Source organism: Neomesorhizobium albiziae (assembly GCF_900114255.1).
Lineage (GTDB): Bacteria > Pseudomonadota > Alphaproteobacteria > Rhizobiales > Rhizobiaceae > Neomesorhizobium > Neomesorhizobium albiziae.
Window position 1 is genome coordinate 412522 of sequence record NZ_FOSL01000001.1, and the last position, 13247, is coordinate 425768.

At 51.8% G+C, this 13247-nt stretch carries 12 protein-coding genes; all 12 read right to left on the minus strand.

Going from position 1 to position 13247, the window contains the following annotated elements:
- Positions 1-37 precede the first annotated feature (37 nt).
- Entirely contained in the window at positions 38-238 is a 201-nt protein-coding gene (locus F3H98_RS01990; protein WP_149757723.1) for a hypothetical protein, read from the minus strand.
- A 664-nt stretch (positions 239-902) separates the two neighbouring features.
- Positions 903-1427 carry a hypothetical protein gene (locus F3H98_RS01995; protein WP_149757725.1) on the minus strand — a complete coding sequence of 175 codons (525 nt, stop codon included), beginning with the start codon at positions 1425-1427 and terminating at the stop codon, positions 903-905.
- A 152-nt stretch (positions 1428-1579) separates the two neighbouring features.
- A complete protein-coding gene (locus tag F3H98_RS02000) occupies positions 1580-1987 on the minus strand; it encodes a hypothetical protein (RefSeq protein ID WP_149757727.1) in 408 nt (135 codons plus the stop codon).
- Entirely contained in the window at positions 1963-2424 is a 462-nt protein-coding gene (locus tag F3H98_RS02005; RefSeq protein ID WP_149757729.1) for an HK97 family phage prohead protease, read from the minus strand. The genes F3H98_RS02000 and F3H98_RS02005 overlap by 25 nt, the downstream gene beginning before the upstream one ends.
- 358 nt (positions 2425-2782) lie before the next feature.
- Positions 2783-3097 carry a hypothetical protein gene (locus tag F3H98_RS02010; protein ID WP_149757731.1) on the minus strand — a complete coding sequence of 105 codons (315 nt, stop codon included), beginning with the start codon at positions 3095-3097 and terminating at the stop codon, positions 2783-2785.
- Positions 3098-3107: 10 nt separating this feature from the next.
- Positions 3108-5651: a hypothetical protein gene (locus F3H98_RS02015; protein WP_149757733.1), complete on the minus strand. Its 2544-nt coding sequence runs from the start codon at positions 5649-5651 to the stop codon at positions 3108-3110.
- Positions 5652-5653: 2 nt separating this feature from the next.
- Entirely contained in the window at positions 5654-6037 is a 384-nt protein-coding gene (locus F3H98_RS02020; protein ID WP_149757735.1) for a hypothetical protein, read from the minus strand.
- Positions 6038-6972: 935 nt separating this feature from the next.
- A complete protein-coding gene (locus F3H98_RS02025) occupies positions 6973-7578 on the minus strand; it encodes a helix-turn-helix domain-containing protein (protein WP_149757737.1) in 606 nt (201 codons plus the stop codon).
- A gap of 493 nt (positions 7579-8071) precedes the next feature.
- The gene (locus F3H98_RS02030) at positions 8072-10837 is read right to left on the minus strand and encodes a DUF5906 domain-containing protein (RefSeq protein WP_149757739.1); all 2766 of its coding nucleotides are present in this window, start codon (positions 10835-10837) and stop codon (positions 8072-8074) included.
- 151 nt (positions 10838-10988) lie between these two features.
- Positions 10989-11942 carry a competence protein CoiA gene (locus F3H98_RS02035; RefSeq protein WP_149757741.1) on the minus strand — a complete coding sequence of 318 codons (954 nt, stop codon included), beginning with the start codon at positions 11940-11942 and terminating at the stop codon, positions 10989-10991.
- 367 nt (positions 11943-12309) lie between these two features.
- A complete protein-coding gene (locus F3H98_RS02040) occupies positions 12310-12519 on the minus strand; it encodes a hypothetical protein (RefSeq protein ID WP_149757743.1) in 210 nt (69 codons plus the stop codon).
- Positions 12520-12853: 334 nt separating this feature from the next.
- The gene (locus F3H98_RS02050) at positions 12854-13069 is read right to left on the minus strand and encodes a hypothetical protein (RefSeq protein ID WP_149757747.1); all 216 of its coding nucleotides are present in this window, start codon (positions 13067-13069) and stop codon (positions 12854-12856) included.
- Positions 13070-13247 lie beyond the last annotated feature (178 nt).

A 13247-nucleotide genomic window follows, 5' to 3' on the forward strand; every position in this document is an offset into this window, starting at 1 on the left:
GGACGGAGGGAATGATAACAAAAAATCTCCTAGCTTCTCAATCTAGCTTATCGAATATCGCCTTGCGACCACGCGGCTTTGCCTGCTTGATGACCTCGACGAGGTGCTTGCTATCGTCCCTCATCGTGACGCGGATGCCATTGCCAAAGACGACAGTGATCGTGGACTCGGATGGATCGACACGCACCACTTCGAGCCGAAGTAAAACTTCGTCGCCTGCCTCAATCCTAGCTGCCATGGCTGAAAGCCCTCCCATTTCAGGACCTTAACCGACTTCTGAAATTCGGGGGAGATGACTTGACGAGGTAGGCACGACGTAGAGAACTCACCTACGTATGGGCGTCGTGTCCCGTTCAACTTAGTTCATCCAAAAAGCAATAGATACGAGCCGCAATATGCAACATGCACAGCGCTGCAAAGCACATGCAACTTGCTGCTTTAAATGCGCTACACGCGAGAGCTAGCATACTTACTACGCGAGATCATATATACTACATGTACAAAATGCTTTATAGTATGTGCTTAAGCGTATTTGCGAGGGTGATACTAGGAGTTTATCATGAATAACGAGGTTAAAAGAAAAGGTATACTTGAGGATGATTACGGCAAGAAGCGAAAGAAAAAGGAATCAAATTTTGACACTGAATGGCGGCATTGCTTGCAATGCGATACGACATTCGGCGTTCACGTCTATACTTATGCTTCTGGTAGAAAGACAGAACTTCCACGAAATAAGAAGTTTTGCAAACGACAATGCTTTCTAAAATATCACGGGCTTGGTGGGCGTAATCAATTAAACGATAGGTGGTGCCTTCAATGCAAAGAACATTTCTTGACAGGGAAACATGAGCAAAAATTCTGCTCCGCCGATTGCCGTTACGTTTGGCACGGATTGAAACAACCTAGACCCGTCTTAGACCCGGGGTAGCTCCGGGGGGTTGCCATACACCGCTGGGAGGCGCTGTGCGCTGGTACTTCGGCGGACCTACTCCAAGCGCCTTTGCCGTAACGTCCTTCAACGTTTCGGATAGCGCAAAGGCTTCCAAATCCATCCCGAACAATTCAGCGAATTGGAATGTCAGAGCGATACGGCCCGCCCAAAGGTAAACCGTGCCGTTGCGCTGGACCCGAGAGATTTGGGCTGTGTAGCCCTCAAGGACGCCGGAGGGAACTTCAACCTCTGTCCCCCGCAGCCTTTCAAGTACCTGAGCATAGTTCACCTGCCCTGTGAAGGTGCCTGCCTCCTCCATCTGGCGCAGGCGCTCAAGCTCATGCTCTGGGAAGACATAAGGCCGCGCCTGCCCATCTTTGTATGACTTCAGTACATTGAAGATAACGGAATGATCCAACACCCGGGCCCAGTTCGGTGTTTGCTCAAACTGAACGAATTCGAAGCCGCTAAAATAGGGTTGTTCAATAATCTCCACATGTCTACGGGATCTTGTGTGAGGGACGGTGCGCCGCATCACCTTGCAATGAGGCGTCCAACACCAAGAAGCCCCACCGTGGTCAAGTAGGTAACCCCGGGCAATAGTTTCGCAGCCGGACCTACATCGGATGACATAACAACCGTCTGGCATCAGTCCTGACGCTTTATTCCTAAAGGCATCGGCTCGGAGAACCAACCGCCGTTCACGCGCTCTTCCGGCCCCATCGGCCAGAGCGGGATAACAGGCATTCCCTCGCGTCCTTCCCAAATCGTACTTCGAGCAGGACGCCCAAGGGTCTTTCCTAGGGGCACAGGCGGGGCGCGGGGGACTCTAACTATCTCGCCAGAGTCCTCGTCATAGGTAAAGCTTCCGGCATAGACGTACTCGGTCAGATTCTGGAGGATGGCTGGCGGGAGGCTTCCTGCTCCAAATGCAAAGCGGTCGAGCACGTCCGAAGCTACCTTCACATCTTGAGCAAGCATTGCTGTGTTGCCTTTCGCCTGTGCAATGCGAACATAGGCGCGGAGGTCGTCTACCGTTGGATTGATGCCAAACATTGCGTTAGCTCCCGCATCTTATTGACCTTCGCAATCAGTGCTTCGTGAAACGGCCCGATCCCATCTGCCTGTTTGATGATAATCGTACAGGCAGAATTGCCCGGGTTGTTGGTAAGAGAGATTTCGTCGAGGCGAGCTTTGCTGATAACTCGACGCTGCTTCTCGGTATATTGATCGACAAATTTATGTTCGAACACCGTGAAGCAGGCAGAGAGATGAGTCATGCCCTTGAGATACTGCTCATCGTCAATCCGCGCTTGGCACCACAAGCCTCCATCACGGTACTCAAGAAGCTCGATTGTTCCAGCAACCTTAGAAGCGTCGTGCCTATACAAGAGCGGGACGTGCCCGGGCAATGGGGCGAGTGCACCTAGCTCAACAACGTGGCGCTGATTGTCCAAATGCGGCGTACTGCAGAAGCCCTCAATAATCGGCATCTAACAACTCCTCTAAGACCCGTCCGGTCCGTGCCCTCCCGCACCAGGCGGGGCTAGACACGGACCGGTGGCTCAGCGTCGGCAGGAAGGAAGCTAAATCCGCGACGCGAATAGCGGGGACGAGCCATCCCGGGTGAGCAAGTTACTCGTCCCCCTTTGCGGTTATGATGGAACAGGCGTTCACAACCGCAATCAGTGTTTCGTTTTCTTGGTGCACGACTTCAGAACAATCAGGCTTTGTTTCATGCGATCCAAGGCTTCCCCATATGCTCGGGAGCTAACTGGTAGGGGCGTTGCCTCTTGATCGGCACCATGCACATAGGCCGGGCATCCGCTTGTGGTTAAGGTCATCCCTCGCTTAATTTGGTCCTTTTTCATGAACCTCCTCCAGATTGATAATAAGCGGATCGCGGGCGGGGTCCTCAAACGTGACCACAAGTCGATCACCGCTTTCTGCTAGAGTTACATCTGCGCCCCATTCCTGCGGAAACGTCTCCAAGGCTTGAAGCAGGCTGGCAACCGCAGTCATCATTCCCATACGTTCGGTCGGCGTCAGCTTGAGCATCAAACTGGCTAGCTGGACCAGGAATTGAAGCGACAACTTCCTCTGCTCGTCGAGCGCCGCAAGGATGGCCTCGCTCTCAACAATATCTCTGTCGATCACCTTCTCCATGGCCCGGGTCCTACTCCACAGCCGTCTGTGCGCCGGTATCCGTGGCTGTGGTCGTCTTAACACTGGCGTTGACGTTAATGTTCAGGTTGTTGACTCGGGCTAGGATGGAGTCAGCAGCCGTAGTGCCAATGATCGAACCGATAGACGGAGCGCGAGCGGCAATAGCATCAGCAGCCGAGGTGCCAGCCTGCGTGATAGCGGCTGCTCCTAGATTGAACGTCGTTGCAAAGGTGTTGTTGAATGTCGCCAATGTTCCAGCACCTTGCACAAAGGCTAAGTCAATTGGTCTAGCTGCTTCCTCGCCAAAGCGAGCTGGGTCTGCCATAGCCGTCGCAACATCAGCAGACGTTGCACGACCTTGTTTTCCTTCTTCGACCACTCTCGACGTACGACGCTCTTCCTCACGCTCAAACCTGAAAACCTTGTCCATCTGGTCGAGCCATTCTTGAGTCATCCTCTTCTGATACTCGACAATCTGATCAGGCGGCTGGCCAACGGGTAAGGCTGTTTCTGCTGCCGTTGTTCGACGTTCTCGATCCTCGATATTCGCTTTGCGAAATGCCATTAGCCAATCTGCGATCCAGCTTTTCCCGGGCTGGAATTCAGCATTAGGCTTACCCTTTTGAGAGGCGATCAAGCTTGTAAGGCCGAGAAGTCCTGCAATCGGCAAAAGCTTCTTGCCCAATACTCCTAAGAAGCCACCAATCCCACCTTTACCACCAACACCTGTCACGGCACTGGCTGTCAATGCAGCCGCGGAGGCTGTCAAGGATGCCGCCGCCGCCTGTAGGGATAGACCAGCCGCTGCCAATGGTCGGGTGGCGGGATCCATCATCCCAATAACACCTGCCGCCACTCCCGTGGTTGCGGTTGCCGCTGCCAGCTTCGCCCAATCGGCGGGAGTTTGTTCGCTTTTGGCAAATCGCCCAAGAACATCAGCAAGGCCCGACAAACCCTCTTGGACTTGCGGCAGAAACTGTTGCGTCAGTGAGGCGGCTGCGTTCTGAAATTGAGCTTCGACATTGGCTAGGTCGATTCGAAGCGTAGCCTGCTTCGCTAACTCCTCCGGACGAACGGCACTGATCCTCTTTCGCTCAAGTTCCAACTGCTCGCGTTGAGCTATGACCATTGCCGGGAACTCGGCCCGTTCCATGGTCATACCCAATCGGCCTGTCAGTGCTTCGATGACCTTGTTTTGATCGTTGAGATCGACGCCCCATTTTTCAAGCTTTGGTATGATGTGGTCCTGCACCAGTTTAACCGGGTCTTCCCACATTTCAGACGTGAGAGTTGATGCTCCGGTTTTCGTTCGGAAGCCCTCAAGCTTCTGCAACTTCAGTGATTTCTTAGCGATGTCCGGACTGGTCATCCCTTCGTAGAACATTCGAACAGCAGCGGTCGCGGCCCGTCCACCCTCGTCCCGAATGAGGGACAGGCGACCGATGCCAATCTCCGAGACCATGGTGGCCAGCGGGCCTTTCATCTGTTGCAGCGACCGTTTCACCTCCTCTGGCGAAATGTCGTATCCGGACGCAATCACTGCTCTGATGATGCCTTGCGAGAACTTCTCTGCCTGCGCCGGGTCGATCTGCTCACCCATGATGGCAAGTGCTTTTTCAATCTGCCGAGCGTTCTCCGCTCCCCGATTCGCATCCTTCAAACCTGTGGTCAGAATCTGAGTATTCTTGGCAACCCGGGTAGTGAGGGCTTCTAGCCGCGTGGCATACTCAGTCGCAGAAATCGACCCTTCTTTGAACTGCTCGGTCAGGAAACCGAACTGCTCCAACGATGCCTCAGCGATCAAAGCTATCGGCGTACCCTTATACTTGTCCGCCGCCTTTCCTGCCGCGTCGAACAGCGCCTGCTGTTGCCCTTCGGTCGCCCCCGACGCTCGCGCCAATGCCCTCACATCATCCGCCGTTAGAATACCTCGTCCTGCTGATCGACCTGCTCGGCCTGCTTGCGTGAGAAGACTGCCACCAATAAAGCCGCGCGCCATTGCCGCACCGATTGCAGTGGGCCTGAAGCCAGCCGCCATTTGCCGACCGAGAGCCGCACCGCCAAGGCCGGGGGTTGGTGCTTGCGGGGGCATTCGTGTTCGACCTGGCGCGGCTCCTCGACCAAAACCCGACATAGCTGAGCGGGCAGACTTCGCCTCCCTGTCGATCTGCTGAACGATCGACAAGGTTTGCCGCAGGCCTGAATTGTCTACCCGGGCTCCTACATGCTGAACGGTCTGTGCCGCCTCCCTCGCCTCGCGCTGAATGGCGTTCAAAGTTTGAATCGATTGTGTAGAGACAAGCGGCGTGAGTGACGGTCCACGTCCTGCCCTTGTGGCACCGAGGCGGGAAAGAGTCGCCTGCAAAGACTTTGCTTTGCGCTCCGCATTCCCAATATCCCTCGACATCGATGCGAATGCATTCGTTCCACGCCCAAGCCGCTGAAGCTGGCTCGCCGTTTTGAACAAGTCCTTCAGCGCACGGTTGACCTGCCTAATGTCTTTGCTGGCGCGATCATTCAGCAGGAGGGTGGCTTGCTCTACGAAATTCACCAACGCTATGCCTCCTCATCAATCGCGGGTTGGCCTAGGCCCTCAAACTTAAAGTGAGGACGATAGCGACCTTGCCCGTCATGGAAATAAAGAGTGCCCTTGAGAACTATGCCCCACTTCTCATCGACTAGCGTCACCGCAGCGTAGGCCACGTCATCCATTAACCGCTGCTCGGCAAGTATCTGACCGATGGGGGTACTAGGCGGAAGGGCAGAGAGGTTGAGCTTGTTCCCATTGAAGATCATCCGATCCCCCTCCTCCACCACAGCACCCGGGTCTATATTGGAGGAGCCTAGTCGAGCGATGAAGATTCCCTCAGTGGTATAATAATCAACGAGAACTAGAGAGGTTTTTGCCGCCACCAGCGTTACCCGGGGTTGCTGCGACATGAACAAGTCCTGCCCCCATTCGAGCAATGTGCCAGTGCCATGCATTAGGCTACCTCACTTCGCGGCCTTGGTACCTCGACAAGCTTGAAGTAGGAGTTTTTCTTCTGCTCAATATATTCATCAAGCACATGTGCCACGAAGTTGCTCAAACTGCGCCCATCGCGGTCGGCAAGCGTCCTAATCTCACCGAGAGTATTCTTTTTGATGTATAGGGATAGTTGCTGTTTTTGATCTTTACCCATACTTTGCATTATAGAGTATTCAAAAGCGAAATGCAAGGATTTCTTCTGTTTACTTCAAGTATAGTTTTATATCTGTTCGTCTAGATTTTGACCTGAAATTTGCTAGGTGGCACGAATTGAGATTTGGGCGTTTAGATTTTTGTCAAGATTGCAGACCGCGAATGGCACGTTATGAATGGCATATTATGGATGGCATATCTGAATTGCGAACCGCGAGGTGCCGGTCGCCGGACATATGGCCATCATTCGCCGCCTGAGGGACCCTACAAATGTGGGACGCCCCATCCCGGTGAGCCGCGCCTGCCCCCTCACCTACCGTTGACCGCCGATAGGCAATCCGCCGCTCGTTCTCTGCCTCTCGCGGCTCGCGCCTGTTTCCTGCCTAAACACAGTCTGCACCCTCGTGGGATGATACCGTGGCTGGACCTCGCAATCTGCCACAGTGCATCGCCCCTTCCGCCCTACTAATCTCCCTATTAATCACCGTCGGCCGCCATAACAGGGAATGCTTTCAAACGCTTAGCACACCATTGGCATTAACTGTGTGTTTGTGCCTGCCGTCTTTTACCGTAGGGATGGATGCATCTATCGTCCGAGAGGTGCTGATCGGCATCCTCCTCTCGCCGCGACAGACAGGCCGCAGATGTAAGGCCGCATCTGTGCTTGGACGCCTCGCTACAGCCCTCCGCCGGCCTATCTAATAACCCCGTCATCCTCCGGCTCTTCGGCATTACCCGGGTTTGGCTCCGAAGGCGGTTGCGGCTCTGCGAACGTGATCGAAGGATCGATATTCAGCTTGGCATCCAGAATCGAATCTCCCTCGCCTCTCGCTGGCCTCTGCACGCTGCCGTCTATCACCTTCTCTATATCAAGCATCTTTCCATGTGGGACGGCGCGAATGTTTACAGTCACTTGCCGCTGGTCCAAACGAGGATCGTCGTCTTCCAACGTATCTCTATAGCGATATTTCGATGGATCGTTTGCTCTGAGCAGGGTGACTAGCAGTTTGTCCGAGAAAAGCTTTTCCTCGCCTACTACCTCGCCTTGATAATAGACGTTCTTGGTGACGCCAAACACTCCACGGCGATAGGCTTCTGCTTCGAGTTCGCCAACCAACATCTGCCGAGCGTTCTCAAATACTTCGCCCCAGGATGTGTGATTTTTCCAATAGTATACGATCTGTGGATCGATACCTATATTTTCGGCAGCCCGGGAGATGCTGCCCGTTTTGGCGTACTCTTGAATAAACTCCCTTTGTACTTCTGGGGTGAAGACAATATCTCCATTTCCGCCGGCCATCGATCACGTCCTATACTTGATAATGTTGGCTGTTTACAGTATAGCGACCCTCGCGGTGAAGTGCAAACGAGATCACAAACATTTCAAACGAATAATTTACCTTCATGAGGCATCAGCCCGCTCTGATCTAGACTTATCTATACAGTGTGTACGCTGCGTACAGGGGAGCTTACACTCCGGCTCTACAAGTTAATTAAATACGCTTTCCCCTATCTGTATTTAGCGTTTTTCCCCCTATTTCTCTCCAGATTTAAGACTTTTACTCGTTTTAATTTCCTTTTAAATCTCCTCTAGTGTTTTACCCTGTACACCCTGTACATACTGTACACAGACTTTGGAAAGCTTAACGATTACAATAACTTAACCCGGGCGGGAGGCGAGACTCGCCACTCAAATCTCCCTGTACACTCCCCCGTACACACTCTGTACACAGCCCCTGCCATGGAAAATACAGCAACTAGTGGACTAAATTTTGCCTTGTACACAGTAATCCTCAAAATGTTCCCTCGAATTTCTCCCCGGATTCGCGCCACTTTTTGAGCATTTCAGTATATTTATCATGTTTTGGATGAGACAAACCACAGACAGCAGGTTCGGCGGGAAACTCTCGTCCACCTCCATATCTCCTCCGGTCATCTTTCAATCCCTGTATCTTGTAGAGCTCTTTAAAGAAACGTGATCGTTCAAGAACTTTCATATGTGCCTCTTCAGCGTAAGCCACATAATCTCCATATATCATTTTCTTCCAAACAAACCCATTTTGCTCCCGGGTATAGCCGAACTCTTTGAGGAATTCGAGCAGAGGAGATCGGAAGGCATCGAACATAACCTCCTCAGTTCTACTTGGAGATGCCCAAAATCTGTAACCATTTTCTTTTAATCTTTTGGCACCCTCAATCGCCCAGACATATATGGCCTGTATCTCAGTCATCAGCCGGTGGAAGAGTTCTCCATCCTCTCTGCCGGTAAAAGACTGGTGTGTTTCTAAAACCACTATTCTTGCCTTGATAGCTCCGGTTCGGTCGAGAAGCTCGAGTGCCTCGTTGCCATACACCATAACGTCCATTTCGGGTATCAAGGCTATCTTCTGCTTGCCTTTAGGATTTATGCTGTAAGGGTTGCTTTCGGTTAGGTTCAGACAGGCGCTTATCAATTTCGACATTTCTGCTTTGTCCGAGAGGCGAGCATCAGTCACGAGCGCCATACGGCGACCGACGATATTCTCCAGCCCATGCGTATCGGCAAAATCTCCCATGTTAAGAGCAGCGATAGATTCAGCGCCGATTAAGACACGAACTATTTGTTCAAGAGTTCCTTTCCCGGAGTCTGGCGGTCCTATGACAAAGAGCAACTTTCGTTCCCTGTTCTTCTTCGGCATCAGCACTAGACCCATCATTTCCTGGAGGCGCATAATCATGTCGAGGTCTATATCGCCCTCGTGGTAGTCGTTTGCCTCTTCGTAGAAAATGCCACGAAGGAATTTGAGCCACTCCTTCAGGCAAGAAGCCCGGGCGCTGTCGGGGTTGAGGAGAGCTTCCTGCCATCCTCCGATATTAGGACGCTCGATCTCATTTCGTGGGGCGGCGAACTTTGAGTATCCTCTATTAAAGAACAGCGGCGTGTGGTCGAATGTCTGCTCTTTCTCGATAATCGTCAGACCGCTTTCGTTGGGCAGCAGCAGGTCCGAGTCTGGATAGCCTGAGGGTTTTCTAATCCAGAAGGGATATTCGGTTGTTTCTGTGTCTGTTTCGACGTCAATAGAAATCGTTGAGTTGATTGCATCGTTTACAGCGCTAACAATCCCCGGGTTTACTTTGAACGGCTGCTCTTCGAACTCATCCTCGCCAGTTTTTCTACAAGTAATCAATCCTTTTAAATAGTTCCATAACTGGTGCTTTACGATGTGACGCGACTGCATGACATAACGTAGACCAGTCCAGATGTAATAGTCTTCTTTGTGAAGACACAGAGTAGTGACGCCAGATTCGTGGGTATGGCATTCGAAAAGGAATTGCTCCGCAAGGCCGGTATAGTCCGTAGGCACTGCATAGATTTTGGGCAATTCAGGCTTCGACATTCCACGTTTAAGAACGTGGTACACCTTGTAACGGATGCGGCTCTCATCCAGCCCACTCACCCGGGCAGCAGCGGCTAACTCCTCTCGCACCGTCTCCACAGGCAGTTGCAAAGCGCCAGAGCCTAGGTGTCTTCCAGTCCACCAACATGCCTTGTTGAAGGTGTCATCCCGCATTCCCTCTACCATCTGTTCGACAGTTTCAAGGCGTCTTCTATATGTCTTTTCGGCAGCTCGTATGTGTGCGGGAGATGGGCCTTTGATGTCGGGTACGATGTACTCCGCTTTAGGCCGCCCGGGCTTTTTCTTTTCCTTCTTCTCTTCCTCTTTCTCCGGTTGCACTTGCCATTCATAACGAGGAGCTTGGACGAAGGGCCACACAAGATCCGCTTCGGCCACTCGTTGAATGCTATCCAGGAATTCGGTTAGGCTAAGTTCTCTTCCCTCCTTCACGCATACCCGAGCAGGAACGGGAAGCTTCACGCTCTCGTCGTCCTTTGTCGGTAACTGTTTGGGATCAACAGTGCACCCCCAATAGGGAAGGTAAAGCTGTCCGCCGTTTGCAACTGCATCGTCCCCCGTCGCAGTCGGCCTGTACTCTACCGTCTTAACAGCGGTGGTACTGCCATTCGGTGTTTGCACCTTTTCGGTGAGTGGGAGGTGTAACGTCTTGGCCACGGTTTGAAGATAGCTAACCGCGTTGTCCCGGGCGACAGTCTCGGAAAAGAACACTGTCAGATGTGCGCCATCGGACTTTGAACGCAGGACTGAGAGAGGGAGGCCGGTACCTTCCTTGAAGGGTGTCCCGCCGCCTGACGGGATCGTACGGATCAATTCCTCAAGCTCGAAAATGTTGAGCTCTATGTCTATGTCGATTGAGGCGGACCACACACGTCCATCTGACATCAACGGCGTGTAGCCTAGGCTGGGACCGCCATTGAAATGTTTGAGCAAGACATCCGTAGTCAGCCTAAGCCCGTCCTGAATCTTTGCGGGACCTTCAATCTTGATACTACGTGAACGATGTTTCTTGGCACACTTAAGGCGCTGAACAAGAACACAATCTGTACGCCCATTGTACAACTCCAAGAATTGCTGGACGTGAACATTGTCTAACTCTACAGGCATAAGTAAATCCCCATTGAGCTGAGAGACACCACCAAGTATTTCGCTTGCAGATGCCACTCGAATTGTGCTTAAATGGGGCAGTAAGTTGAACTAATACACCAATCTGGTTATCCCCATGACAGGCATTGGTGTATCGCTGTTGCCGACCGTCCAGGGTTGGCAACAGCCTTCTCTTCCATTCCCTACGACCACCAGAGTCGCGCCTTAGCTATCTGTCGAACCAGTACAAACCAACGTCTTTATCTTCAGGTCTTTCCTTGTCCTGAAAGTATGCGCTAATAAATTTGGGCCTATGCTCAAACGCTTCCTCACGCCGCTGTGCCATACTCTTTACCGCACTTACCCGCTCGCGTCGCGCCTGCAGTATAGACAACTGCATTCTTGTTCGCTCTTCGCGTATTTGGTTTCTGATATCGCCTATAGTCTTGTGCCAAAAGCGAAGACCGAATAGTGGGCGAAAGTGCGCAACATACGCCGCCGGCCAAGTATATGTAGGTGTGACGAATTTATGTCTTTTGGTGACGAATAGTTCAAGTTCTGTAGCGTCGTATGGCCCAACTATTGTTAGTCCATCAAGCCGCATACCGAAGTAAAATTTCTTATCTTCGGCATCATAATACCATGCACCATAACCCTTGTTTAAACCGTGTATCCAAATCTCAAATGGCTTTTGTTTAAGGTTGAGATTAAAACGCTCTTCGGTCTCAGAATAAGACTTTCTTTCGACCCAATCTTTAGGCAAGAAGGGTATCCAAATCTGAGCGATACCTGCCTCAGCATAACTGAATGACCGTCTTTCTATTTCATCCAGCCCAATAGATGAATGTTGGACTTCGATTGCTATTCGGTTCTTCTTTTCAGTCCAAACCATAACATCTGCTCGACGATCACCTCCAGGCAAATTGGGCACATGGCATTCGACTTCTGTGTACAACCCTTTCAAGGTAAACGCTTGGTGGAGAATGCTCTTTGCTTCTAGATGACCGGCAGTCTCGCACGTTCCATAATTGCAACTTGCCTCTGGTCGGTGTGCAAAATGGTGAATTCTGATCCGCCCCTTGTGCAGGATGACGCCAGTAAGACAGCCCGGGCAAGTGTATTGCTGGCTTCGAACAGCTTCTTGAGCGTATACACGTTCGCCCGCTAATTCGGCGACCAGCATTTCAAGCTGCCTCAGTCTGCCCCGCGGCGCTGGGCTCTAGCGGAAGTTTCCCTTCAGCCCTCAACTGCTCATGGTGCTTTATAAGCAGGTCACGAAGCAGAGCGCCCTTTGACAGTCGACTAAGAAAAGCGGCGACGCGGAGCTTCTCATCCTCCTCGTGGGTTAGTCGTACACTGAAAGTAATTGGCTCGCCCATCTGAAATAAATCCTTATAATGTACTTGGTAACGATATAAGTATTGTAGGACATTATTTAGAAAATGTCAATATGAAAACTTAGACGAAGCCTATGAAAGATCTAATCTATTCTTTATATACTTATACCGCACCCCCACGGCCAACAACACCGTGGGGGCCGTCTGACAAAATTAACTCTGCTTCATTCTATTTACCATCCGAATATCCCGATCCATTATCCTTAGGTCGCGATATTCGTCAGGCAAGATTTCTCTTTCAACCAGCTCTGAAAGAATATCATCGCGCCATGTTTCATCTTCTTCTATTAAGGCATCGAGTACATCCATCGCATCGTTGAAGGCATGTGTCATTTCAAGTCCACTTCGTCTCGTATCAGCCATTGCGTACTCCTCCACTCTTGGCGGGCGTCGTTTTGGACGTCCGCATGTTATCCGGCGGCCTTGCCGGAATAGCTTGAGCCGTATGCTGGCGCTTCTGCGCTTGCATGAATGAATCCAAATCTTGGGTGTCGTAACGGACGGCGCGGCCCAATTTGACGAAGAGCGGGCCGCCTCCTCTGTGGCGGGCAATTTCAAGCCACTGGTAGGACAAGCCGAGGTATCGAGCGGCAGCCTTGGTGCAGAGGTAGCGAGGGGTCATTTGCGTAGCACCCGCATTAAATGAGGGTGACGCGCTAGTTGTTAGCCTGATTTAGCGCATGGCAGGCAGCTGAGCTCAGATGATGCCTTCCTTTATCTTGAATACGAGCCGCGATAGGTCGATTTCCGCGTTTCCGATAATTTCGAGTGCTTGGGCCAATGCGGGATCTACATCATCAAGAATGAGATATCCGCTTGCATCCCGGTCTATGTCCTCGGACAGGGTGATGTACGTTTCATCAAGTTCATTTGCTAATGCCGCAATGCAAGGGCGCAAATATTCGTGGGTCATGACTGATCCCTCAACGCTCTGCGGGAGGCGTAAGCAGAACGACGCGAGCTTCGCCAGCTTCCTCCGCCTGTTCACGGGCCACTCGTTCGGACAGCCTTTTGAGAATAGCCTGCCCGTAAGACCCACTTACGTTAACCCCGAGAACAACCTCCAAATTGTCTACGGCGTCTCTCAAAGT

Coding starts and splice junctions, on each gene's coding strand:
- F3H98_RS01990 (WP_149757723.1), bottom strand. CDS start 238: ATGGCAGCTAGGATTGAGGCAGGCGACGAAGTTTTACTTCGGCTCGAA.
- F3H98_RS02000 (WP_149757727.1), bottom strand. CDS start 1,987: ATGTTTGGCATCAATCCAACGGTAGACGACCTCCGCGCCTATGTTCGC.
- F3H98_RS02005 (WP_149757729.1), bottom strand. CDS start 2,424: ATGCCGATTATTGAGGGCTTCTGCAGTACGCCGCATTTGGACAATCAG.
- F3H98_RS02010 (WP_149757731.1), bottom strand. CDS start 3,097: ATGGAGAAGGTGATCGACAGAGATATTGTTGAGAGCGAGGCCATCCTT.
- F3H98_RS02020 (WP_149757735.1), bottom strand. CDS start 6,037: ATGTCGCAGCAACCCCGGGTAACGCTGGTGGCGGCAAAAACCTCTCTA.
- F3H98_RS02025 (WP_149757737.1), bottom strand. CDS start 7,578: ATGGCCGGCGGAAATGGAGATATTGTCTTCACCCCAGAAGTACAAAGG.
- F3H98_RS02035 (WP_149757741.1), bottom strand. CDS start 11,942: ATGCTGGTCGCCGAATTAGCGGGCGAACGTGTATACGCTCAAGAAGCT.
- F3H98_RS02040 (WP_149757743.1), bottom strand. CDS start 12,519: ATGGCTGATACGAGACGAAGTGGACTTGAAATGACACATGCCTTCAAC.
- F3H98_RS02050 (WP_149757747.1), bottom strand. CDS start 13,069: ATGACCCACGAATATTTGCGCCCTTGCATTGCGGCATTAGCAAATGAA.